Annotated in this window: 18 protein-coding genes and 1 pseudogene; 12 read left to right on the forward strand and 7 right to left on the reverse strand. The window is 56.4% G+C overall.

Translation table 11 applies throughout. The annotated features are described in order from the left end of the window. Nucleotides 1-88 precede the first annotated feature (88 nt). The 6 genes from cytR to rraA all read left to right on the forward strand — a co-directional run bounded on the left by cytR (nt 89) and on the right by rraA (nt 5,640). Nucleotides 89-1,129 carry a DNA-binding transcriptional regulator CytR gene (gene cytR / locus CKQ53_RS04430; RefSeq protein ID WP_118894694.1) on the forward strand — a complete coding sequence of 347 codons (1,041 nt, stop codon included), beginning with the start codon at nt 89-91 and terminating at the stop codon, nt 1,127-1,129. Nucleotides 1,130-1,209: 80 nt separating this feature from the next. After that, entirely contained in the window at nt 1,210-2,043 is an 834-nt protein-coding gene (ftsN, locus tag CKQ53_RS04435) for a cell division protein FtsN (protein ID WP_094118718.1), read from the forward strand. 84 nt (nt 2,044-2,127) lie between these two features. Next, nucleotides 2,128-2,658 carry an ATP-dependent protease subunit HslV gene (hslV, locus tag CKQ53_RS04440; RefSeq protein WP_026740890.1) on the forward strand — a complete coding sequence of 177 codons (531 nt, stop codon included), beginning with the start codon at nt 2,128-2,130 and terminating at the stop codon, nt 2,656-2,658. Nucleotides 2,659-2,667: 9 nt separating this feature from the next. Continuing rightward, complete coding sequence (hslU, locus tag CKQ53_RS04445) at nt 2,668-3,999, forward strand: HslU--HslV peptidase ATPase subunit (RefSeq protein WP_085651734.1); 1,332 nt, start codon at nt 2,668-2,670, stop codon at nt 3,997-3,999. A 109-nt stretch (nt 4,000-4,108) separates the two neighbouring features. Continuing rightward, nucleotides 4,109-5,026 carry a 1,4-dihydroxy-2-naphthoate polyprenyltransferase gene (locus CKQ53_RS04450; RefSeq protein ID WP_085651735.1) on the forward strand — a complete coding sequence of 306 codons (918 nt, stop codon included), beginning with the start codon at nt 4,109-4,111 and terminating at the stop codon, nt 5,024-5,026. 128 nt (nt 5,027-5,154) lie between these two features. Then, nucleotides 5,155-5,640: a ribonuclease E activity regulator RraA gene (gene rraA / locus CKQ53_RS04455; protein ID WP_085651736.1), complete on the forward strand. Its 486-nt coding sequence runs from the start codon at nt 5,155-5,157 to the stop codon at nt 5,638-5,640. Between the two features lie 53 nt (nt 5,641-5,693). Here rraA and zapB read toward each other — a convergent pair whose 3' ends face one another. Continuing rightward, nucleotides 5,694-5,936 (reverse strand): septal ring assembly protein ZapB, encoded by a 243-nt coding sequence (gene zapB, locus CKQ53_RS04460; RefSeq protein ID WP_026740886.1) that lies wholly within the window; start codon nt 5,934-5,936, stop codon nt 5,694-5,696. A gap of 585 nt (nt 5,937-6,521) precedes the next feature. Here zapB and CKQ53_RS04465 point away from each other — a divergent pair. The 4 genes and pseudogenes from CKQ53_RS04465 (at nt 6,522) to fpr (ending at nt 10,963) form a co-directional block, all read left to right on the forward strand. Further along, nucleotides 6,522-7,376: an MIP/aquaporin family protein gene (locus CKQ53_RS04465; RefSeq protein ID WP_085651737.1), complete on the forward strand. Its 855-nt coding sequence runs from the start codon at nt 6,522-6,524 to the stop codon at nt 7,374-7,376. 12 nt (nt 7,377-7,388) lie between these two features. After that, nucleotides 7,389-8,899: pseudogene (gene glpK, locus CKQ53_RS04470) on the forward strand (glycerol kinase GlpK). A gap of 142 nt (nt 8,900-9,041) precedes the next feature. Further along, a complete protein-coding gene (gene glpX / locus CKQ53_RS04475) occupies nt 9,042-10,052 on the forward strand; it encodes a class II fructose-bisphosphatase (protein WP_085651739.1) in 1,011 nt (336 codons plus the stop codon). A gap of 164 nt (nt 10,053-10,216) precedes the next feature. Beyond that, nucleotides 10,217-10,963, forward strand: a complete 747-nt coding sequence (fpr, locus tag CKQ53_RS04480) for a ferredoxin--NADP(+) reductase (RefSeq protein ID WP_094118717.1) — start codon at nt 10,217-10,219, stop codon at nt 10,961-10,963. A 3-nt stretch (nt 10,964-10,966) separates the two neighbouring features. Here fpr and CKQ53_RS04485 read toward each other — a convergent pair whose 3' ends face one another. Then, nucleotides 10,967-11,389, reverse strand: a complete 423-nt coding sequence (locus tag CKQ53_RS04485) for a DUF805 domain-containing protein (RefSeq protein ID WP_094118716.1) — start codon at nt 11,387-11,389, stop codon at nt 10,967-10,969. 164 nt (nt 11,390-11,553) lie between these two features. Here CKQ53_RS04485 and CKQ53_RS04490 point away from each other — a divergent pair, with 164 nt between their 5' ends. Both CKQ53_RS04490 and tpiA read left to right on the forward strand, forming a co-directional pair. Next, nucleotides 11,554-12,144, forward strand: a complete 591-nt coding sequence (locus CKQ53_RS04490) for a DUF1454 family protein (protein ID WP_094118715.1) — start codon at nt 11,554-11,556, stop codon at nt 12,142-12,144. A gap of 126 nt (nt 12,145-12,270) precedes the next feature. Continuing rightward, nucleotides 12,271-13,038, forward strand: a complete 768-nt coding sequence (gene tpiA, locus CKQ53_RS04495; protein ID WP_026740879.1) for a triose-phosphate isomerase — start codon at nt 12,271-12,273, stop codon at nt 13,036-13,038. A 64-nt stretch (nt 13,039-13,102) separates the two neighbouring features. On the opposite strand, the gene aguA is transcribed toward tpiA, so the two are convergent. The 5 genes from aguA to CKQ53_RS04520 form a co-directional block, all read right to left on the reverse strand. Continuing rightward, entirely contained in the window at nt 13,103-14,206 is a 1,104-nt protein-coding gene (gene aguA / locus CKQ53_RS04500; RefSeq protein WP_118894696.1) for an agmatine deiminase, read from the reverse strand. Nucleotides 14,207-14,209: 3 nt separating this feature from the next. Next, nucleotides 14,210-15,094, reverse strand: a complete 885-nt coding sequence (gene aguB, locus CKQ53_RS04505; protein ID WP_118894698.1) for an N-carbamoylputrescine amidase — start codon at nt 15,092-15,094, stop codon at nt 14,210-14,212. A 184-nt stretch (nt 15,095-15,278) separates the two neighbouring features. After that, nucleotides 15,279-16,241, reverse strand: coding sequence for a 6-phosphofructokinase (pfkA, locus tag CKQ53_RS04510; RefSeq protein ID WP_118894700.1), 963 nt, complete (start codon nt 16,239-16,241; stop codon nt 15,279-15,281). 225 nt (nt 16,242-16,466) lie between these two features. Beyond that, complete coding sequence (fieF, locus tag CKQ53_RS04515; RefSeq protein WP_094118714.1) at nt 16,467-17,369, reverse strand: CDF family cation-efflux transporter FieF; 903 nt, start codon at nt 17,367-17,369, stop codon at nt 16,467-16,469. 99 nt (nt 17,370-17,468) lie between these two features. After that, on the reverse strand, nt 17,469-17,936 hold the full coding sequence (locus CKQ53_RS04520) for a 2TM domain-containing protein (protein WP_094118713.1): 468 nt from the start codon (nt 17,934-17,936) through the stop codon (nt 17,469-17,471). Nucleotides 17,937-18,120 lie beyond the last annotated feature (184 nt).

Raw genomic sequence — 18,120 nt, forward strand, 5'->3', positions numbered from 1 at the left:
TGTAAATTTGACTGCGGTATACAGGCGCTCCTGGCTGACAGACGCCGGAAAGACGCAGCAGCGGAAGCTGGCGTGAGGAGAATAAGCGTTGGAGAATAAAGACACGGCCGCTGCAACGATGAAGGACGTGGCGGACAAGGCGGGCGTCTCGACCGCCACAGTATCCCGAGCCCTGATGGATCCGGAAAAAGTCTCAGCCGTGACCCGACAGAAAGTCGAGGAAGCGGCCAAGGCCGTCGGCTATTTGCAATACGCGTCTGCTCGTTACGCCAAACGGCATGAAACCCGTACGCTATTGGCGATCGTCCCGGATATCGGCGATCCTTTTTTCAGCGAGGTGATTCACGGGATCGAAGAGACCGCAGCGGCTCGGGGTTATTGGGTTCTGATTGGCGACTGCGCTTACCAACAGAGACGAGACGGAAAGCTGTCCGATTCCAATATCACCACTCAGGTGGACGGTATGCTGCTGCTCGGGTCCGACTTGCCGTTCGATGCCGGTAAGGCAGGACGCCGCAATCTGCCGCCAATGGTGATGGCGAATGAATTCGTACCTGAACTGGAAATGCCGACGGTCCATATCGACAACCTGACCGCCGCGTTCGACGCCGTGCACTATCTTCATGAACTGGGCCATCAGCGCATCGCCTGTATTGCAGGCCCAGAGACGTTGCCTCTCAGCGAATATCGGCTGCAAGGCTATATTCAGGCGTTGCGACGGGGCGGCCTGACGGTGGATAACCACTATATCGTGCGAGGGGATTTCAGCTATGACACCGGCATCCGCGGGTTGGGGGTTTTGATGTCACATCCTACCCCACCCACCGCGATTTTCTGTCATAGTGATACCATAGCGTTGGGTGCGCTGGCGCAAGCTCATAAAATGGGTCTGAACGTGCCGCGGGATCTATCGCTAATGGGATTTGATGATATTATCCAGGCCAGCTACTGCTTCCCCCCGCTCTCCACCGTGGCTCAACCCCGCTACGAAATCGGACGTGAGGCAACGCTGCTGCTGCTTGAACAGCTGCAGGGGCATTCCGTAACCCGGGGCTCACGCCTGCTGTCCAGTAAACTGGTCATTCGCGACAGTACCGCTCCGCCGAATTTTGCGCGTCACCGGCTTTAGGAATCACGGTGCTAGTCAAACATTTTAGGGTTCAGTAACATGACATCCTGTTACTTTTTTTACTTCGTAGTGAAACGATAGTGGCACAAAGAGACTATGTCGGGCGGGGGCGTTCAGGCACACGCCGGAAAAAGACATCCAGCCGGAAAAAAAAGGGTTCCTCAGGCGCATCCAAAACCATGATTGCGCTGGCGGTTGCCGTATTGGTGACCTTCGCGGGCGGGCTGTATTTCATTGCCCATAACAAACCGCAGGAAATTCCGGTCCTCCCTAATCATGCCGGCGGCAAGGGCAATGGGCTTCCGCCTAAACCCGAAGAACGCTGGCGCTATATCAAAGAGCTGGAAAATCGCCAGATTGGCGTGACGACACCGACGGAGCCTTCCGCCGGCGGCGAAGTGCGCTCGACGGGGGAACTGACCGAAGAGCAGCGCCAATTGCTGGAGCAGATGCAGTCGGACATGCGCCGTCAGCCGACCCAGCTGTCCGAAGTGCCATATAACGACCAGACTCAGGTGCCGCGTTCTCAGGTGTTTATCAAACCGCAGACGGCGACGCCCGCGCCCGTCGCGCCGCTAACGCAGCAACCTAGTCAGAATGTGCCGAAAACAGCGCCCGCTGCGCCGAAAAATACCACGCCCGCCAACACGGAAACGGCCAAGGCTCCGGTGGACAAACCCGAGAAAGCGCAGCGTTGGATGATCCAGTGCGGTTCGTTCAAGGCGATGGCGCCCGCGGAATCCATCCGGGCGCAACTGGCATTCGCGGGCGTGGAAAGCCGAATTACCAGTAGCGGCGGATGGAATCGCATCATACTAGGCCCATACAGCAGCCGCCCCGCGGCAGACAAGATGGTCCAAAAACTGAAAGGTATGGGCAACAGCAGCTGTATTCCATTAGCCTCCGGGGGTTGAAAACCCCCGCCCCGCCCCCATTTCTAATTTCAACATGCCCCGCGCTATGCGGGGGTCTTTTTATTCAGTAACGGGGATTAGCTCGTGACAACAATCGTAAGCGTACGCCGCAATGGCCAAGTCGTCATCGGCGGAGATGGTCAAGCCACCCTCGGTAACACCGTCATGAAAGGTAACGTGCGGAAGGTACGCCGTCTTTACAACGACCGTGTCATCGCCGGATTTGCGGGCGGCACCGCCGACGCCTTCACCCTGTTTGAACTGTTCGAACGTAAATTGGAACTGCATCAGGGACACCTGGTAAAAGCCGCGGTGGAATTAGCCAAAGACTGGCGTACCGACCGTATGCTGCGCCGTCTGGAAGCGCTGCTGGCCGTGGCCGATGAGAACGCCTCGCTGATCATCACCGGCAACGGCGATGTCGTACAACCGGAAAACGACTTGATCGCTATCGGTTCCGGTGGCCCCTATGCCCAGTCCGCCGCACGCGCCCTGTTGGAGAATACCGACCTGAGCGCCAAAGAAATCGTCGAGAAATCACTCGGTATCGCCGGTGATATCTGCATCTATACCAATCAGTTCCACACGATTGAAGAATTAGCCTCCAAGGCGTAAGGATCTACTATGTCTGAGATGACCCCGCGCGAAATAGTCAGCGAGCTTGACAGCTACATCATCGGCCAGAACAAGGCGAAACGGGCCGTGGCAATCGCCCTGCGCAACCGCTGGCGTCGCATGCAACTGGACGAAGACCTTCGCCACGAGGTTACGCCAAAAAATATTCTGATGATTGGCCCGACCGGTGTAGGTAAAACCGAGATCGCCCGTCGTCTCGCCAAACTGGCCAACGCGCCGTTTATCAAGGTGGAAGCGACCAAGTTCACCGAAGTCGGCTACGTCGGTAAAGAAGTGGACTCCATTATCCGCGATCTGACTGACGCCGCCCTGAAGATGGTGCGCCACCAGTCTCTGGAAAAGAACCGTGTTCGCGCCGAAGAACTGGCGGAAGAACGTATTCTGGACGCGTTGATCCCACCGGCCAAAAACAACTGGGGACAGTCCGAAGAGAATCAGGAGCCGTCTCCTGCTCGTCAGGCTTTCCGTAAAAAACTGCGTGAAGGCCAACTGGACGATAAAGAAATCGAGATCGAACTGGCCGCCGCGCCGGTAGGCGTTGAAATCATGGCGCCTCCGGGTATGGAAGAGATGACCAATCAGCTTCAGTCCATGTTCCAGAACCTGGCCGGACAGAAGCAGAAAACCAGCAAGATCAAAATCAAGGACGCGTTCAAACAGCTGGTGGAAGAAGAAGCCGCCAAGCTGGTGAACCCGGAAGAGCTGAAACAGAATGCCATCGAATCCGTTGAACAGCACGGCATCGTGTTCATCGACGAAATCGACAAAATCTGTAAGCGCGGCGAGTCCTCCGGCCCGGATGTGTCCCGTGAAGGCGTGCAGCGCGACCTGCTGCCGCTGGTGGAAGGCTGTACCGTATCTACCAAGCACGGCATGGTGAAAACTGACCACATCCTGTTTATCGCCTCCGGCGCATTCCAGGTAGCCAGCCCGTCGGATCTGATCCCTGAACTCCAGGGTCGTCTGCCGATCCGCGTTGAGCTGCAGGCGTTGACCACGGAAGACTTCGAGCGCATCCTCACCGAGCCGAGCGCGTCCCTGACTCAGCAGTACAAAGCGCTGATGGCGACGGAAGGCGTGGATGTGGAATTCGCGCCGGACGGTATCCGTCGGATCGCGGAAGCGGCATGGCAGGTCAACGAACGTACCGAGAACATCGGTGCGCGTCGTCTGCATACCGTGCTGGAACGCCTGATCGAGGAAGTGTCTTACAACGCCAGTGAAATGGGCGGTCAGAATGTGACGATTGATGCGGATTACGTACGTGATCACCTGGATGAATTAGTAGCAGATGAAGATCTGAGCCGATTTATCTTATAATCCGTGCCAGCGGATCGTTCCTGACAACATATCAAGTGGGAGGCTATCGCCTCCCACTTGCGTTTTCGGCAACGACGTTAAGCATAATCTCCCAGAACTGAAGCGGATCATGACCTCATTGACACATAGCAGCAAAACTCAGGCTTGGCTCGACAGCTTGCGTCCCAAGACGCTACCGTTGGCCTTCGCCTCCATCGTGACCGGCTCAGCTATCGCCGGTTGGCAAAGCAGTTTCAAACCGGGAGTCGCGCTGCTTGCGCTGCTGACAGCCGGTTTGCTGCAAATTCTTTCCAACCTGGCCAACGACTACGGCGATGCGGTGAAAGGCAGCGATACCGAGACACGTATCGGACCGCTACGCGGTATTCAGACCGGGGCCATCAGCCTGACCGAACTGCGCAACGCCCTGATCGTTACGGTGCTGCTGACCATCGTCTCGGGTATTTCTCTGGTCGCGCTCGCCTGCGAGAAACCGGTAGATATCGTCGTCTTTCTCGTGTTGGGGCTGATGGCGATTTTGGCCGCCATCACGTATACGGTGGGCAACCGGCCTTACGGCTATATCGGCCTGGGCGATATCTCGGTACTGATTTTCTTCGGCTGGCTGAGCGTGGCAGGCTCTTATGTACTGCAAACCGGTCATTTCGATAGCATCGTCATGCTGCCCGCCACCGCCTGCGGTCTGCTTGCCACCGCCGTTTTGAACATCAATAATCTGCGCGATATCGACAACGACCGTTTGAGCGGAAAAAACACGCTGGCCGTCCGGCTTGGCGCACAGAAAGCCCGCCGGTATCACATGCTGCTGCTGATGGCCGCGCCGCTGTGCCTCGGGCTGTTCGCGCTCATTTATCTGCAAAGCCTGGCCGGCTGGCTGTTTATTCTGTCACTGCCGCTGCTGGTCAAACAGGGGCGCTACGTGCTGCGTGAAACCACGGCATTCAGTATGCGTCCCATGCTCGAAAAGACGGTCAAATGCGCCCTGCTGACCAATATTTTGTTCGCTGCGGGCGTAATGCTGAGCTAAGTTCGCCCCTTCAAGGTCATCCCTGTTCCCTGATGACGGTCAAGGCAACAGGCGATGATTTTGCTAACCTTCTCCAGAAAGGGATATACTCAATTCCACGATCCCTGCGACAACCAGGCGTTAATCCTATGAAATACGATACTTCCGAACTGTGTGATGTCTATCATGAAGAGGTCAATGTCGTTGAGCCTCTCTTCTCCAATTTTGGTGGCCGTAGTTCATTTGGTGGTCAAATCACCACGGTGAAATGCTTTGAAGACAACGGGCTGCTTTATGAGCTGCTGGAAGAAAACGGCATCGGTCGCGTACTGCTGATCGACGGCGGCGGCTCTGTGCGCCGGGCACTGATCAACGCCGAGCTGGCAAGATTAGCGACGCAAAACGAGTGGGAAGGCATGGTGATCTATGGCGCGGTGCGTCAGGTCGACGATTTGGCTGAGCTGGATATTGGCATTCAGGCCATGGCGGCCACGCCGGCTGGCGCTGAGGGAGAAGGCATCGGCGAAACGGATATCCGCGTCAATTTTGGCGGCGTCACCTTCTTTTCCGGCGACCATCTGTATGCCGACAACACCGGTATCATTCTCTCCGAAGATCCGCTGGATCTGGAGTAAGCGACCGGATGAAAAGGGCGTGAACGCGCCCTTTTCCGTCTCTTGCTACTGTCTTACTGTACTTCTTCCATCTTTCCCAGCAGCGCCTGCAGACGTTCCTGCCATGAGCTCTGAGCTTCACGCAATTGTTCGTTCTCGCGCATCAGCGCATCACGATTGCCTGCCACACTCTGAACTTCCTGCGACAGCGCATTATTCTTTTCTTTCAGCTCTTCAATTTCCATCTGCAACAGCGTAATGGTGTCAATCGCCTGCTGAACTTTCGATTCCAGCTTCTCAAACACTTCAAATGACATAACTTCTAACCCCTTTTTCACGCAAGGCATACGCCGTTAACGCTGATTTATTGCGAATTCTCACACCGTACTGGCGTATTCATAGCGTTGGCGCACTAGCCGCAATGCGAACGGCCGGTCTGCGCCGACTCCGTTACGCCCCAAGGGCGCAACACGCTCGGAAGATTGTATGTAGCCAGCCGGAAACTGTCTAGCGCCCATCCTCCACAATCGCGAGTGTGTCATTTTTTCCTGACCGGAGCTATCGGCAGAAACCGAAAAAAACCGTCGGAGAACAGCAAATGTTAATCAAGTTAAGGCGTTATTTAACGCGTTTCAGCGGCGGAAGGTTTCCAGCTCACGAGAAATAAGCGAATACGCTCATTTTTTTGACGCACAACACACATTTTACTAGCGATATTTTTCTATTTCGCTCATTAACGATAAATTAACATCAAAGGAACATTTGACCTGCACACGTCACTCCCTCCTCACTTTGCGTGTCGTTGGCGATAGCACAGTGAAACAAACCGTGAAAGGTCGAACGCCGCAGGAATCTTCTCCTGCATTCACTATTACGCCCTACGTTAAAAACAGGAAATGTGTATGAGTCAATCGCGAATCTCTACATTAAAGGGCCAGTGCATTGCCGAATTTCTGGGCACAGGTCTGCTGATCTTTTTCGGCGTTGGCTGCGTCGCCGCCTTGAAACTGGCTGGCGCCAGCTTCGGACAATGGGAAATCAGCATCATCTGGGGCCTCGGCGTCGCCATGGCTATCTATTTGACGGCTGCGATTTCCGGCGCGCACCTTAACCCCGCCGTCACCATTACACTGTGGCTCTTCGCCTGCTTCGACGGACGCAAAGTTGTCCCTTATATCCTGGCGCAGATAGGGGGCGCCTTCTGCGCCGCTGCGCTGGTCTATGGCCTGTACTACAATCTGTTTTACGCGACCGAACAGGCACAGGGGATCCTCCGCGGCAGCGTGGAAAGCCTGAGCCTGGCGAGCATTTTCTCGACGTATCCCAACCCGTTGATCTCCGTTCCCCAAGCCTTCCTCGTGGAAACAGTGATTACCGCTATCCTGATGTGTCTGATACTGGCGCTGACCGATGATGGCAACGGCATTCCACGCGGCCCGCTGGCGCCTTTACTCATCGGCATCCTCATCGCCGTCATTGGCGCCTCAATGGGGCCGCTGACCGGATTCGCCCTCAACCCGGCGCGTGACTTCGGTCCGAAACTCTTCGCCTACTTCGCGGGCTGGGGCAAGGTCGCCTTCACCGGAGGCCGGGATATTCCCTACTTCCTGGTGCCTATCCTTGGGCCGATCGTCGGTGCCGGTTTGGGCGCTTTTGGCTACCGGAAACTGATTGGCCGCAACCTGCCCTGCGACGTCTGCCCGACCGATGACGCCAGCGCAGCGCCTGCCGAAACTCGCAACGTGTCTTCCCGATAAAGGACCACTTCTATGACTCAGGAAAAGAAATATATTGTTGCCCTTGACCAGGGAACCACCAGCTCCCGTGCCGTAGTGCTGGACCACGATGCCAATATCGTCAGCGTTTCCCAGCGCGAATTCGCACAAATTTACCCGAAGGCTGGCTGGGTGGAACACGATCCGATGGAGATCTGGGCGTCGCAGAGCGCCACGCTGGTCGAGGCGCTCGCCAAGGTCGGGATCAGTACGGATGAAGTCGCGGGCATCGGTATTACCAACCAGCGGGAAACCGCCATCGTTTGGGAAAAGGACACCGGAAAACCGATTTACAACGCCATTGTGTGGCAGTGCCGCCGCTCCGCCGAGATCTGCGAACAGCTGAAAAAAGCGGGTCTGGAAGAGACGATCCGCGACCTCACCGGTCTGGTGATCGACCCTTACTTTTCCGGCACGAAGGTGAAATGGATTCTGGACCACGTGGAAGGCTCTCGCGAAAGAGCGCAACGGGGCGAACTGTTGTTCGGCACCGTCGACACTTGGCTTATCTGGAAAATGACGCAGGGACGCGTACACGTCACGGACTACACCAACGCCTCGCGCACCATGATGTTCAACATCCACACGCTGGACTGGGACGACCGGCTGCTCGATGCGCTGGATATCCCTCGCGCCATGTTGCCGAGCGTTCATTCGTCGTCCGAGATTTATGGGAAAACCAATATCGGGGGAAAGGCGGCACGCGTATTCCCATCGCAGGCATCGCCGGCGACCAGCAGGCGGCGCTGTATGGTCAGTTGTGCGTCAGCCCCGGTATGGCGAAAAATACCTACGGCACCGGCTGCTTCCTGTTGATGAATACCGGTACGGAAGCGGTGAAATCTGAACACGGCCTGCTGACCACCATCGCCTGCGGCGCGCGCGGCGAAGTCAATTATGCGCTCGAAGGCGCCGTATTCATGGGCGGCGCATCCATACAGTGGCTGCGCGATGAGCTGAAACTGATTGGCGACGCAACGGACTCCGAGTACTTCGCTGGCAAAGTGAACGACACCAACGGCGTTTACGTTGTTCCCGCGTTCACAGGACTGGGCGCGCCTTACTGGGATCCCTACGCGCGCGGCGCCATCTTCGGACTGACGCGCGGCGTAAACGCCAACCACATCATCCGCGCGACGCTGGAGTCCATCGCCTATCAAACGCGAGATGTGCTGGACGCGATGCAGGCGGATGCGGGGACTCATCTGCACTCGCTGCGAGTCGACGGCGGCGCGGTCGCCAATAACTTCCTGATGCAGTTCCAGTCCGACATTCTGGGCACGCGCGTCGAACGTCCTGTCATTCGCGAAGTCACCGCGCTGGGGGCCGCTTTCCTGGCCGGTCTGGCGACCGGATTCTGGAGCGATCTGGATGAGGTCAAAAGCAAGACCGCTATCGAGCGGGAGTTTCGTCCCGGCATTGAAACCGTGGAGCGTAATTATCGCTATCGCGGCTGGCAGAAAGCCGTGGCGCGCGTACGCGCGTGGGAAGACCATGACGATTAAATCGCTCGTCGCTTAAATCCCCCACAACTTTGATCGGGCGCATCTGCCGCGCCCATTTTCTCCCCGCCGCTTTATCTCCCATTCCGACCCCTGTGATAATATTGCCGCACTTATTCTTGCCAGAGATAACGGACAGATATCCATGAAACGTGAATTAGCCATCGAGTTTTCCCGCGTCACCGAAGCAGCGGCGCTGGCCGGTTACAAATGGCTGGGGCGCGGCGACAAAAACGCGGCGGACAACGCGGCGGTTCAAGCCATGCGCATTATGCTGAATCAGGTCGACATTGACGGTCAGATCGTCATTGGCGAAGGTGAAATCGACGAAGCCCCCATGCTGTACATCGGCGAAGCGGTAGGAACCGGTCAGGGCGATGCAGTGGATATCGCCGTCGACCCGATTGAGGGCACCCGTATGACCGCCATGGGTCAGGCTAACGCGCTCGCCGTATTGGCGGTGGCGGAGAAAGGCGCTTTTCTGCACGCGCCGGACATGTACATGGAAAAACTGATCGTCGGCCCTCAGGCCAAAGGCGCGATCGATCTGAACCGTCCGCTGGAAGACAATCTGCGCGCGATCGCCAAACAGCTGAACAAACCGCTGCATGAGCTGACGGTCACCACGCTGGCCAAGCCCCGACATGACGCCATCATTGCCGACATGCAGCGCCTGGGCGTCAAAGTCTTCGCGATCCCGGACGGCGATGTCGCCGCCTCTATCCTCACCTGTATGCCAGACAGCGAAGTTGACGTGTTGTACGGCATCGGCGGGGCACCCGAAGGCGTTATCTCTGCCGCCGTGATCCGGGCACTGGACGGCGATATGCAGGGCCGCCTGCTCGCTCGCCACGAAGTGAAAGGCGACAACGAAGAAAATCGCCGTATCGGCGAGCAGGAACTGGCGCGCTGCCGCGAAATGGGTATCGAAGCCGGCAACGTGCTGGCACTCGGCGATATGGCTCGCAATGACAACGTCATCTTCTCCGCTACCGGTATCACTAAAGGCGATCTGCTGGAAGGCATTGCCCGCAGCGGCAACATGGCCACCACGGAAACACTGTTGATCCGAGGTAAATCCCGCACCATTCGCCGGATCCGGTCTACCCACTACCTCGATCGTAAAGATCAGGCGCTACATGAATTTCTGTTATGAAACCTAAACTCACACTGTTTCACAGCTGTTAAAAGATCGCGTATCTTAGGGGCCGACGCACATCGGCTCTGCATCTGAAAAAAACCATGCACAGCCATGTTTATTTATTTTCAGATCGGGATATCGTGCCGCTCGCGGCAGGCTGCAACAGGAGTATTCGAACTATGGCAGTATGGCTAACGGGAAAGGTGGTTGAGGTAGAAAACTGGACGGAAAGTCTGTTCAGCCTCCGGGTACGCGCACCGGTCAATACATTCACCGCCGGGCAGTACGCCAAGCTGGCGCTGGATGTGGACGGCGAGCGAGTTCAACGCGCTTACTCGTACGTGAATGCACCCAGCAACGATACGCTGGAGTTCTATTTGGTGGATGTGCCGGAAGGCAAACTCAGCCCCCGTCTGCATCAGCTTAAAGAGAACGACGAACTGCTTATCACGCAGGAAGCCGCTGGCTTCTTCGTGCTGGAAGAAGTGCCGCCCTGCGACACACTATGGATGCTGGCGACCGGCACAGCCATCGGTCCTTATCTCTCCATTCTGGAAGAAGGCCGCGACGTAGAACGCTTCAAGAACATCGTTTTAGTCCATGCGGCGCGCTTTGCCCGCGATCTCAGCTATCTGCCGCACATGCAACAGCTGCAACAGCGCTACAACGGCAAGCTGCATATCCAAACGGTCGTCAGTCGTGAAGAATCGGTTGGCTCACTCACCGGACGCGTTCCGGCGCTGATCGCAAGCGGCGCGCTGGAAGCGGCGGTCGGTCTGCCGATGGATGCCGCCACCAGTCATGTCATGGTGTGCGGCAATCCACAGATGGTGCGAGATACTCAGCAACTGCTGAAAGATGAGCGCCAGATGACGAAACATTTGCGCCGTCGGCCCGGCAACATTACCGGCGAAAACTACTGGTAAATCTCAGGAGCGGAGCCGCAGCGGCTCCGGCTCTGGACCAAAACGGTTTGCGCCCGACGTCCCGGCAAAATAGCCGCAGTCCAGCAACATCATGATACCGATCAACGAGGGCAGGAAGCGCCCCAGCCCCCACTGTCCCAGCGAGGGCAGCATATACCAATTGCCGCTGCCCAATAGCCACGCCAACACGAGCAGCAATGCCCACCACCCACTCTTGTTGCGATCGTGCAGCCGTTTTATCAGTACGGCAGAGGTAGGCCACATCAGCGCCACCAGCGCGAAGGCGGCAGTCTGAGTCGGCAACCAGTTCTGCCCCGCCACTGCGAAGAGCGCAACCGTCAGCACCACCCAGGTCACCATCCACAGCCAGAATTCGCGCCGCCCAAGACGGCCACGAAAAGAAAAACACCACTGTTGCACTGTCATCTCAAGCCTATTCCGATAGCTGTTTTCTGGCGACGAGTTTACCTTAATGAACAGTTTCTCTCGTATTTTTTACGCGAATTTTGACAATCCCTAACTAATACCGCTTTAATCACAAGGCCGCTTTACGGCATAACGGCTACTGCGACGATATTAACGAACACGCTATGAAAAAATCTCTACTTATCCTTTGCTTGCTCACCGCCGGAATACATCAGGCCAGCGCCGTCAGGGCAGATGCGCTGTTTCAGCACAAAGGTCCTGCTGCGCCCTATCTGCTGGCCGGCTCGCCAACGTTCGACATGACCATCGTCCAGTTTCGCACTCGCTATAATCTCAGCAATCCAACGCTGCCGATTGGGGAATATCGGGTCGTAGAGACCAACGAAGATTCACCTATGCTGACCCGCGCCGCCAGCAAGATTAGCGATATGCTCTACTCCTCTACCGCACTTGAGAAAGGCACGGGCAAGATCAAAACGCTGCAAATCACCTTACTGCCGGGCTCGAAAGATCCTGATGAGGCGGGCCGACGCAAACAGGCGCAGGAGTATATGGCCGCGCTGCTGCGGGTGTTCGTCCCCTCCCTGACGCGCGAACAAAGCCTGAAAAAAGTCGATACCCTGCTGACGCAAGGCAAAGGGCATCCCTTCTTCCAGCAGGAGGAGGGGGCGCTGCGTTATGTGGTGGCAGATGGGGGCGAAAAAGGGCTAACGTTCGCAGTTGAACCGATTAAGCTCACGCTGGCAGAATATTGATCAAAGCCGCTATTAGGCACGAAAAACAGAGCCACGAGGTCTTTTCATCTTTATACTGTCGTCAGGTTACACTGCCGAGCGGCAGTGACGTATTGATTAACTTGCTATCCGTCTGGAGGAAAAAAGATGCGACATCCCTTAGTCATGGGCAACTGGAAGTTGAACGGTAGCACCCACATGGTTCACGAACTGATTGCGGGTCTGCGCAATGAACTGACCGCAGTTGCGGGCTGTGACGTAGCTATCGCTCCACCGGCTGTTTACCTGGGTCAGGCTAAGCACGAACTGTCTGGCAGCCGTATTGCCCTGGGCGCGCAGAACGTTGATGTAAACCTTTCCGGCGCATTCACCGGCGAAACTTCTGCCGACATGCTGAAAGACATCGGCGCTAAATACATCATCATCGGTCACTCAGAACGCCGCACCTATCACAAAGAAAGCGACGAATTCGTTGCTAAAAAATTCGGCGTACTGAAAGAAGCCGGTCTGACTCCGGTCCTGTGCATCGGTGAAACTGAAGCAGAAAACGAAGCGGGTCAGACTGAAAGCGTTTGTGCTCGTCAGCTGGATGCCGTTCTGAACACGCTGGGCGCCAAAGCGTTTGAAAATGCTGTCATCGCCTACGAACCTATCTGGGCTATCGGTACTGGCAAATCCGCCACTCCGGCGCAGGCACAGGCTATCCACAAATTCATCCGTAGCCACATCGCTAAACAGGATGCTGCGGTAGCAGAACAGGTCATCATCCAGTACGGTGGTTCCGTTAACGCGTCTAACGCAGCTGAACTCTTCACTCAGCCGGATATCGACGGCGCGCTGGTTGGCGGCGCATCACTGAAAGCAGACGCTTTCGCCGTGATCGTGAAAGCCGCAGCAGAAGCCAAAGGCGCGTAACGCCCACGGTTTTATTCGCTGTGAAAAACGGCTCCTTTCGAGGAGCCGTTTTTTTATGGGCAGATTATTCCGCGCGTGCTGAGGGGATCTGCTGGGTGATGCAGTGGATATTTCCTCCACCCAGCAATATTTCACGCGCAGGGACGCCGCTGATCAGATAATCGGGGAACATCTGCTGCAATAGCGCATGAGCCTGACGGTCCGTACGTTTATCCAGCAACGGATAAATCACCTGACGATTGCTGATCAGGAAGTTGACGTAGGAGCCCGCCAGACGAGAACCTGCGATACGTTCAATCGCTTGCCCATCGACATCAACGCCTTCCGCTTCCGCCTGCGTCATATACAGCGGACCCGGCGCGGGCAGTTTCCAGATTTTCAGATGTCGACCGTGGGCATCTCGCGCCTTGGAGAGCACCTGATATGCCGCCATAGACCGCGCATACTGAGGATCGTTTTCATCTTCGGTCCAGTGCAACGCCACCTCGCCGGGACGCACGAAGCAGCACATGTTGTCGATGTGCCCATCCGTCTCGTCGTTGTAAACGCCGGACTCCAGCCAGATAAAGGCGGATACGCCCAGATAGTCCGTCAACAGTTGCTCAATCTGCGCCTTATCCAGATGCGGATTGCGGTTGGGATTCAGCAGGCATTCCGCCGTCGTCAGTAGTGTACCTTCGCCGTCGGTATGGATAGAGCCGCCTTCCAACACTAGCGGAGCGACATAACGAGCATCGTGGTGGTAGGCCAGAACCTGCTGCGCGACCTCTTCATCGCGACGCCAGTCCGCATACAAACCACCCAGCTCTCCGCCCCAGGCGTTGAACTGCCAGTCGACGCCGCCGCGTTTACCCGCGGGATTCAACACGATCGTCGGCCCGGTGTCGCGCATCCAGGCGTCGTCACTCTCAATCTCAACCAGCGTGACGCTGGCCGGCATGATACTCCGAGCATGCGCCATCTCTGCCGCCGGGACCCCCATGATAACCGGGGTCGTCTGGGCAATCGTCGCCGCAACGGTAGAGAAAGTCTGCTGCGCGGGGATCAACTCCCCGACAGATCGCCAGTTGTCGCGGCGATACGGCCACAGCATCCAGACCGCTTCCTGCGGAGCCCACTCTGCGGGCATGGCGAAACCGTCCTGAAACGGGGTGGTCAGCTGTGACATGATTTATCTCCAGGTTTTGCCGTCGGAAGTCCCGATAACATCATACATTTCCGGGCGACGGTCGCGGAACAGCCCCCAGGTTGCACGCATCTGCGCGATGTCCTGCAGATCGAAACTGTGCACCAGCACCGCTTCGTCGGTACGGGTGGCCTGCTGCACCAGCGCGCCGGTCTGATCGGCGATGAAAGAAGAGCCGTAGAACGTCATTTCCAGCCCGTCGATATACTTGCTGGCTTCCGTGCCGATACGGTTGGAGACCACCACCGGCACCAGGTTGGCGGCGGCGTGCCCCTGTTGTACACGCGTCCAGTGCGGCTGGCTGTCCCAGTCTGGGAAAGCCGGTTCGGAGCCGATGGCCGTCGGGTAGAAAATGATCTCTGCGCCCATCAGCGCCAGACTGCGGGCGGTTTCCGGGAACCACTGATCCCAGCAGATGCCCACGCCCACCTTGGCGTAGCGGGTCTGCCACACTTTGAAGCCGGTATCGCCAGGAATGAAGAACTGCTTTTCCTGATAGGCCGGGCCGTTGGGGATGTGCGTTTTACGATAAACGTCCAGCACGCTGCCGTCCGCATCGATCATCACCAGCGAATTGTAGTAGGCGTTATTGGCACGCTCGAAGAAACTCAGCGGCAACACCACTTCCAACTCGGCGGCCAGTGCGGAGAAATGTTTGATTAACGGACTGTTATCGAGGCTCTGCGCCAGCGCGTAGTGTTCAGGATTCTGGTCGATGCAGAAATAAGGCGCGGCAAACAGCTCCTGGATCAGGATGATTTGCGCACCCTTCGCGTGCGCCTGCCGTACCAGTTTTTCCGCGTTTTCGATATTTTTGGGCAGATCCCAAGTGCAGGCCATCTGCGTGGCGGCAACAGTCACTTTTGTCATGCGAAACCTCGATAATTTCTGCGTTTATGCTCTTGCTGAACCGCCGGAAAAGGCTAATTCAATCAGCGCCAAATAAAAGTTTAGGTCAACCTATCACCCTGTGCCTGCGGATGACAGCCAAAAGAAATCCCGCCCCCTAAGGGACGGGATTTTATACACCCTGCCACAACGGGCCAACACTCAATCAGAACAGTTTTTTCGCCGTTTCCAGCCAGTCGCCCTTGAACGGACGTTTCATGTTCTCAATTGCGTCGATAATATCATGGTGAACCATTTTTTCATTCTGGATCCCCACGCAACGACCGCCGTATCCCTGCAGCAGCAGTTCAATGGAGTAGGCGCCCATGCGGGAAGCCAGAATGCGGTCGTAAGCGACCGGAGAACCGCCGCGCTGAATATGGCCCAGCACGGTGGCGCGCGTTTCACGCCCGGTTTCCTGCTGGATGTAGCTGGCCAGCTCGCCCACATCGCACATCAGTTCGGTGATGGCAACGATAGCGTGTTTTTTCCCTTTGGCAATCCCGCCTTTGATTTCAGCGACCAGATCTTCTTTTTTGAAGTCGACTTCCGGCACCACGATGAACTCGCAGCCGCCAGCGATAGCTGCCGCCAGCGTCAGGTCGCCGCAGTGACGGCCCATAACTTCAACAATGGAAATACGCTGGTGAGAAGAAGACGTGTCGCGCAGGCGGTCAATCGCTTCAACGACCGTGTCGAGCGCGGTGAAGTAACCGATGGTGTAGTCCGTACCTGCCACATCGTTATCGATAGTGCCCGGCAGACCGATACAAGGGAAGCCCATTTCGGTCAGACGTTTGGCGCCCATGTAGGAGCCGTCGCCGCCGATCACCACCAGCGCATCCAGACCGCGTTTTTTCATGTTTTCTACGCAGACCTGACGCACGGATTCTTCACGGAATTCAGGGAAACGGGCAGAGCCTAGGAATGTACCGCCGCGGTTGATGACATCTGACACGCTATAACGGTCAAGCTGCGCCATGCGATCTTCATACAAACCCAGATAGCCATCATAAATTCCATAAACTTCCAGTCCTTCCGTTAATGCAGCGCGCACCACACCGCGGATAGCTGCGTTCATGCCTGGCGCATCGCCACCGCTTGTGAGTACTCCGATTTTCTTAATCATGACAACCTCTGGATTTGTAGATGTTAATTCGCAGATTTTTGATATCGTGCGCGAAGTTTGCGGCATTCAACACCGACAACGCAAACCTCTCACCTTCTTGTACGCATTTTATAACAAATACCCTCGGCTGAATTGATTCAAGTCAGGCTTAAAGACCAATAATTTCCCTGTGGAGTATCACATATTTACAAAAATATAACGCCTACGTGATAATTCTCTGTTGAATCAAATGTTCCACCACCCGCGCTGGGCGTCGGGAACAGCCGATATTGGGTCCTGGTGAATAATGATATCGGCATCAGGAAAGCGTTGCAGCAATGCTTTCTCCAAATCGTCCGCAATCTGATGAGATTCCACCAGCGGTAGGGTATCTTCCATTTCTAAATGCAGCTGGATAAACCGGGTGGGACCCGCTCTTCGCGTTCTCAGCTGATGAGCGCCGCTGATGCCCGGCCACGCGGCAACGATATCGGTAATTTCCTGCCGTTCTTCATCCGGCAGCGCTCTATCTAATAGGGCTTGAATGGCATCGTACGCCATCCGTAAAGCGCTGTACAAAATATATGCGCCAATCCCGAGCGCGAAAACGGCATCCGCCCAGGTCACGCCTTTCCAGCTGAGCCCCAACGCGACCAGAATCGCACCGTTCATCATCACGTCGGATTGATAGTGCAGCATATCTGCGCGCACCGCCTGACTGTGGGTACGGGCCACCACCCAGCGCTGGAATGCGACCAAGAACCCCGTCACGATCAGCGCGACTATCGTTACCCACATCCCGACGGCCGGATCCTTCAGTTCTTGGGGAGAAATCAAGTGCTGGAAACCGGTCAGCAGCAGAAACAACGCCGAGCCAGAGATAAACATGCTCTGAGCCAACGCGGCGAGTGACTCGGCCTTGCCGTGACCGAAAGTATGCTCGGAATCCGCCGGCTGCAATGAATAGCGCACCACCAGCAGGTTGATTAATGAGGCGGCAATATCCACCAACGAATCGACCAAAGACGCCAGCAAACTGACCGACCCGGTATACCACCACGCAAAAACCTTCAGAGCAAAAAGCGACAGCGCCGTTGCGGTCGCCAGAATAGCGGCTGTCGTCACCAGGCGCCCGTAGCGTGAATCCATACCCACCTCCCATGAAAACAAGACGTTAAGTATAGCGGATCGGGCTGATGGGATCCGAACAGGCGCTTTTGGCAGTTAACGTGTCTTTGGAAACAGGCTCTAACGCCGCAATATTTTTTGCAGTCGTGCTTGTTCCCATCGCGCCAGCCGCCCACGCAGCAGGAACAGTTTTATCGCTCTCAGCGCCAGAATCCCGCCCCAGATCAGCAGCGGCCAGAGAAACCAGTGGCTTTGGGGAGCGGCGAGTCGATTGATGACAAATAGCGCCAGATTAACCACGATGAACAACATCACCCCACGCCAGAAGCGGCTTTCTTCACGCACCTGATGCCGGGCGTCTTGAATACGCTGCTCCAGCGGTTCACCCGCCCTCTGCGGCGTCGCGCCATTTTCCATCAACGCCGACACCTTGACCTCAAAAGCGGCGGCAATCGCACCGAGGGTTTCCAGACTCGCGCGTTCGCCATTTTCTATGCGCTGTATTGTCCTGACGCTCAATGAAGACAGCTCAGCCAGCTGCTCCTGCGACCAGGCCCGGTTGAGCCGTAACGATTTTATCGGATTCATCTCTCTTTCCCATGATGGTAAAACACGCCGATGAGCGTATACCCCGCACGCTCTATGCAACACGACAGCCACCCGACAATAACGTGACAGCGCACAGACACCCTGCCGCCGACCGGTGTCGCCCGCGCTGAGCGCCGTAGACAGATCGCCGACTTCAGCAGACAATCGCGCTATCACTCTACGC

The organism is Lonsdalea britannica (assembly GCF_003515985.1).
Taxonomy (GTDB): Bacteria; Pseudomonadota; Gammaproteobacteria; order Enterobacterales; family Enterobacteriaceae; genus Lonsdalea; species Lonsdalea britannica.

Excerpts from the sequence above, each read along its gene's own strand:
- CKQ53_RS04485 (WP_094118716.1), bottom strand. The coding sequence starts at position 11,389 with ATGACAGTGCAACAGTGGTGTTTTTCTTTTCGTGGCCGTCTTGGGCGG.
- fieF (WP_094118714.1), bottom strand. The coding sequence starts at position 17,369 with ATGGATTCACGCTACGGGCGCCTGGTGACGACAGCCGCTATTCTGGCG.
- aguB (WP_118894698.1), bottom strand. The coding sequence starts at position 15,094 with ATGACAAAAGTGACTGTTGCCGCCACGCAGATGGCCTGCACTTGGGAT.
- CKQ53_RS04520 (WP_094118713.1), bottom strand. The coding sequence starts at position 17,936 with ATGAATCCGATAAAATCGTTACGGCTCAACCGGGCCTGGTCGCAGGAG.
- rraA (WP_085651736.1), top strand. The coding sequence starts at position 5,155 with ATGAAATACGATACTTCCGAACTGTGTGATGTCTATCATGAAGAGGTC.
- glpX (WP_085651739.1), top strand. The coding sequence starts at position 9,042 with ATGAAACGTGAATTAGCCATCGAGTTTTCCCGCGTCACCGAAGCAGCG.
- hslU (WP_085651734.1), top strand. The coding sequence starts at position 2,668 with ATGTCTGAGATGACCCCGCGCGAAATAGTCAGCGAGCTTGACAGCTAC.
- zapB (WP_026740886.1), bottom strand. The coding sequence starts at position 5,936 with ATGTCATTTGAAGTGTTTGAGAAGCTGGAATCGAAAGTTCAGCAGGCG.
- CKQ53_RS04450 (WP_085651735.1), top strand. The coding sequence starts at position 4,109 with ATGACCTCATTGACACATAGCAGCAAAACTCAGGCTTGGCTCGACAGC.
- CKQ53_RS04490 (WP_094118715.1), top strand. The coding sequence starts at position 11,554 with ATGAAAAAATCTCTACTTATCCTTTGCTTGCTCACCGCCGGAATACAT.
- aguA (WP_118894696.1), bottom strand. The coding sequence starts at position 14,206 with ATGTCACAGCTGACCACCCCGTTTCAGGACGGTTTCGCCATGCCCGCA.
- pfkA (WP_118894700.1), bottom strand. The coding sequence starts at position 16,241 with ATGATTAAGAAAATCGGAGTACTCACAAGCGGTGGCGATGCGCCAGGC.
- fpr (WP_094118717.1), top strand. The coding sequence starts at position 10,217 with ATGGCAGTATGGCTAACGGGAAAGGTGGTTGAGGTAGAAAACTGGACG.
- CKQ53_RS04465 (WP_085651737.1), top strand. The coding sequence starts at position 6,522 with ATGAGTCAATCGCGAATCTCTACATTAAAGGGCCAGTGCATTGCCGAA.
- tpiA (WP_026740879.1), top strand. The coding sequence starts at position 12,271 with ATGCGACATCCCTTAGTCATGGGCAACTGGAAGTTGAACGGTAGCACC.